The organism is Dyella sp. EPa41 (genome assembly GCF_016586165.1).
GTDB lineage: Bacteria > Pseudomonadota > Gammaproteobacteria > Xanthomonadales > Rhodanobacteraceae > Dyella.
Genome location: NZ_BCPR01000138.1, coordinates 1 through 4,003 on the forward strand (window position 1 = coordinate 1; position 4,003 = coordinate 4,003).

Consider the following 4,003-nt stretch of genomic DNA (forward strand, 5'->3'; position numbering starts at 1 on the left):
TCGCGGCGTTTTTTGTGGGCATGAGGCAAGACCCGCCCCTTACCCTGCCCTCTCCCCGAAAGGGAGAGGGGAAAGGCGCACTCAGCCGATCACGCGCTTCACCGAATCGACCACGTGGGCCACGGTGAAACCGAAGTGCTCGAACAGCTGCGGAGCCGGTGCCGAAGCGCCGAAGGTGGTCATGCCGATCACATCGCCGTCCAGGCCCACGTACTTGCGCCAGAAGTCGGACGTGGCCGCCTCCACCGCCACGCGCGCGCGGCACCAGCCCGGCAGGATCGCTTCGCGGTATTCCAGCGGCTGTGCATCGAACACTTCCGTGCACGGCATCGACACCACGCGCACCGGCACGTTCTGCTGGGCCAGCGTACGAGCGGCTTCCATCGCCAGCTCCACCTCGGAACCGGTGGCGATCAGGATGGCCTTGAACTTGGTGTCCTGCGGATCGGACAGCACGTAGGCACCACGCGCGATGTCGGCCACCTGCTGCGCGCTGCGCTGCTGCGGCTTGAGGTTCTGGCGCGAGAACACCAGGCACGCCGGATTGCCCTTGCGCTCGATGGCGAGCTTCCAGGACATCGCCGATTCCACCGCATCGCACGGACGCCACACCTGGTTGTTCGGGATGTAGCGCAGCGACGCGAGGTGCTCCACCGGCTGATGGGTGGGGCCGTCTTCGCCCAGGCCGATCGAGTCGTGGGTGTAGACGTGGATGGCGTGCGCCGGGATCAGCGCGCTCATGCGCACCGCGTTGCGGGCGTAGTCGGAGAACACCAGGAAGGTGGCGTCGTACGGAATGAAGCCGCCATGCAGCGCCAGGCCGTTGGCGATCGCGCTCATGCCGAACTCGCGCACGCCGTAGTAGACGTAGTTGCCCTTGGCGTCATGGCCGTTCCCGGCGTCGACGCTGCCCTTCCACTTGGTGAGGTTGGAGCCGGCCAGGTCCGCCGAGCCGCCGATCAGCTCCGGCAGCAGCGGCGCGAACGCTTCGATGGTCATCTGCGAGGCCTTGCGCGACGCCACGTCCACGCCATCGGCCTGCAGCTTGTCGACGAAGGCCTGCGACTTGGCCGCCCAATCGGCCGGCAGCTCGCCGGCGATGCGGCGGTTGAACTCGGCAGCGAGTTCCGGGAACGCCGCGGAGTACTTGGCCACCGCGTCGTGCCAGGCCTGCTCGCGCTCGGCGCCAGACTTCTTGTGATCCCAGCCGGCGTAGATCTCGGCCGGGATCTCGAACGGGCCATAGCGCCAGTCCAGCGCATCGCGCGTCTTGGCGACCTCGTCCTTGCCCAGCGCGGCGCCGTGGCTTTCTTCCTTGCCCTGCTTGTTCGGCGAACCGAAGCCGATGATGGTGCGGGCGCAGATCAGGGTCGGCTTCTCGCTCTGCGAGGTGGCCGCGGTGATCGCCTGCTTGATCGCCTCGGGGTTGTGGCCGTCGACGCCACGGATCACGTTCCAGCCATAGGCCTCGAAACGCTCCGGCGTGTTGTCGGTAAACCAGCCATGGACCTCGCCGTCGATGGAGATGCCGTTGTCGTCATAGATGGCCACCAGCTTGCCCAGCTTCCAGGTGCCGGCCAGCGAGGCGACCTCATGCGAGATGCCTTCCATCAGGCAGCCGTCGCCCAGGAACACATAGGTGTGGTGGTTGACGATCTCGTGGCCCGGACGGTTGAAGTGGTCGGCGAGCACCTTCTCGGCCAGCGCGAAGCCCACGGCGTTGGCAAGACCCTGGCCCAGCGGACCGGTGGTGGTTTCCACGCCTGGGGTCTCGCTGGCTTCCGGATGACCGGCGGTCTTGGAGTGCAGCTGGCGGAAGCGCTTGAGCTGTTCCATCGGCAGGTCGTAGCCGGTCAGGTGCAGCAGCGCGTACTGCAGCATCGAGCCGTGACCGTTGGAGAGCACGAAACGGTCGCGGTTGAACCACTTCGGATTCGCCGGGTTGTGCCGCAGGAAGTCGTTCCAGAGCACCTCGGCGATGTCCGCCATGCCCATCGGCATGCCTGGGTGGCCGGAGTTGGCCTGTTGCACGGCGTCCATGGCGAGGGCGCGCACGGCATTGGCGAGTTCTCGGCGGGTGGTCATTGAGAGGGTTCTCCGGGGGCGATGGCGGCTAAAAACCGCCATTGTCGCCGATTGACGGGCCGCTGTCCCACGCCCAAGACCTTAATTTGCCCTTAATTTTTGGGTAAGGGATACGGAAACCCTTCAGGCGCCCATGGCTCTAATCCCCTGGCACCCACGGAGCGGGTGTGACTGCGATCAGCCTTTCCCCCGGCCCGCAGCTCTTTCAGGGATCGATCCCAAAAAGATCATATGGAGTACTCCCATGAAGAAGACGCTACTTGCCATTGCCATTGCTACGACCGGCTTCGTCGCCGCTCCCGCCTTTGCGCAGGACACCAGTTCGTCCACCAGCACCGCCGCCAACGGCAACTACCAGCCCAACCAGCCGGTGGGCAGCGGCAACTGGTTCATCAACGGCAGCGTGGGCGAGGGTCATGTGGCAAACGGCCCCTACAACGACCATCCGACCACCTACGGCCTAAACGGCGGCTACCGCTGGAAAGTGGGCCAGGACCTGGGTCTGGGCGTTGAGGTCGGCTACAACGACCAGGGCAATTACAAGCTGAAGAACATCTTCAACAGCCAGCCCGTCAACCAGACCAGCGAGAAGAATGACCTTCGCGGTTGGACCGCCGGCGTGAACGGCAAGATCAACGTGTGGGACGGCCTGTACGTCAGCGGCCGCGCCGGCATCTATGGCTGGAAGGGCCATGGCTACGACAACGACACGCTCAACCGCCACCATCTCGACGATGTCAGCTGGTACGGCGGCGCCGGCGTGGGCTACGACTTCAACCAGCACTTCAGCCTTGGCCTGAGCTACGACTACTTCGACGCCAAGAAGAAGGGTGTGGACCTGTCCACCGACACGGCCTCGATCACGGCTGAATATCGTTTCTGATCAAATGGTTGTGACTCGCACGCGGGCGCCCTGCGGGGCGCCCGTTTTGTTTTTGCGCCGGCTGAAGGCGGGCTCAACCTTAATGCGCTCTTAATTATGTACTAACCGGTATTGAAACTCCCCAAGGGGGACCTATCTAAGGGTCAGCACCGTCGGCACGAGGTGCCCAGCCGCGAGACGACCGAACCCCCGGCGCCGCGGACTGGCCCAATAAGACGAAGAGGAGTACCCCCATGAAGAACACCATGCTCGCCCTTGCTTTCGCTGCCGCCGGTTTGGTGGCTGTTCCGGTCGCCTTTGCCCAGGACGCCGGCCAGAACGCCCAGCAGGGCTGGTATGTCGGCGCCAACGCCGGCTACGGTCAGATCCAGAAGGGCCCTTATGACAACGGCGACTTCGCCGGTGGCGTGAAGGGTGGCTACCGTTTCGCGATCAACCCCGAGACGTCGCTCGGCGTCGAGGTGGGTTACGTCTACCTGGGCCGTGCCGATGCGCGTGGCCTGTATACCCAGGCCTACGGCGGCGACGCCAAGTCGAAGCTGCAGGGCGCCACGGCCGGTCTGGACCTGCGCTACAACTTCAGCCCCCGCTGGTACGGCGAAGTCCGCGGCGGCGCCTTCTTCGCCAAGGGCGAAGGCCTGACCAACGACAAGTTCAACCCGCAGTCGGTGCGCTTCAACAGCACCAACTACTACGCCGGTGCGGGCGTGGGCTACAACATCACCCCGCAGTGGAGCGTGGGCCTGAACTACGACTACTACCAGGCCAGCGACAGCGACAAGAACATCCACCTGCCGACCAACCTGTACACCGTCAGCGCGGAATACCGCTTCTGATCGGGTTTCAGGAGCAGAGAAACAAAAAACGGGCGCCGCGAGGCGCCCGTTTTCTTTGACTCAAAAGAAGCGCAACACCAACCAGTGCGATCCTTCTCCCCCGGGGAGAAGGTGCCGGCACCACAGGGACTCCCTTTGGTCGCAGGCGGATGAGGGTGCGAGCGGAGCGCAATAGCCAGGGGCAACGACAAGCCCACAC

Annotated in this window: 3 protein-coding genes; 2 read left to right on the forward strand and 1 reads right to left on the reverse strand. The window is 64.5% G+C overall.

All coding sequences use genetic code 11. The features are described 5' to 3' along the window. Positions 1–81: 81 nt before the first annotated feature. On the reverse strand, positions 82–2,085 hold the full coding sequence (gene tkt, locus JMF82_RS21645; protein ID WP_201316591.1) for a transketolase: 2,004 nt from the start codon (positions 2,083–2,085) through the stop codon (positions 82–84). A gap of 244 nt (positions 2,086–2,329) precedes the next feature. Here tkt and JMF82_RS21650 point away from each other — a divergent pair, with 244 nt between their 5' ends. Both JMF82_RS21650 and JMF82_RS21655 read left to right on the forward strand, forming a co-directional pair. After that, positions 2,330–2,968 carry an outer membrane beta-barrel protein gene (locus tag JMF82_RS21650; RefSeq protein WP_201316592.1) on the forward strand — a complete coding sequence of 213 codons (639 nt, stop codon included), beginning with the start codon at positions 2,330–2,332 and terminating at the stop codon, positions 2,966–2,968. Between the two features lie 233 nt (positions 2,969–3,201). Further along, a complete protein-coding gene (locus JMF82_RS21655; RefSeq protein ID WP_201316593.1) occupies positions 3,202–3,804 on the forward strand; it encodes an outer membrane beta-barrel protein in 603 nt (200 codons plus the stop codon). Positions 3,805–4,003: the final 199 nt, after the last annotated feature.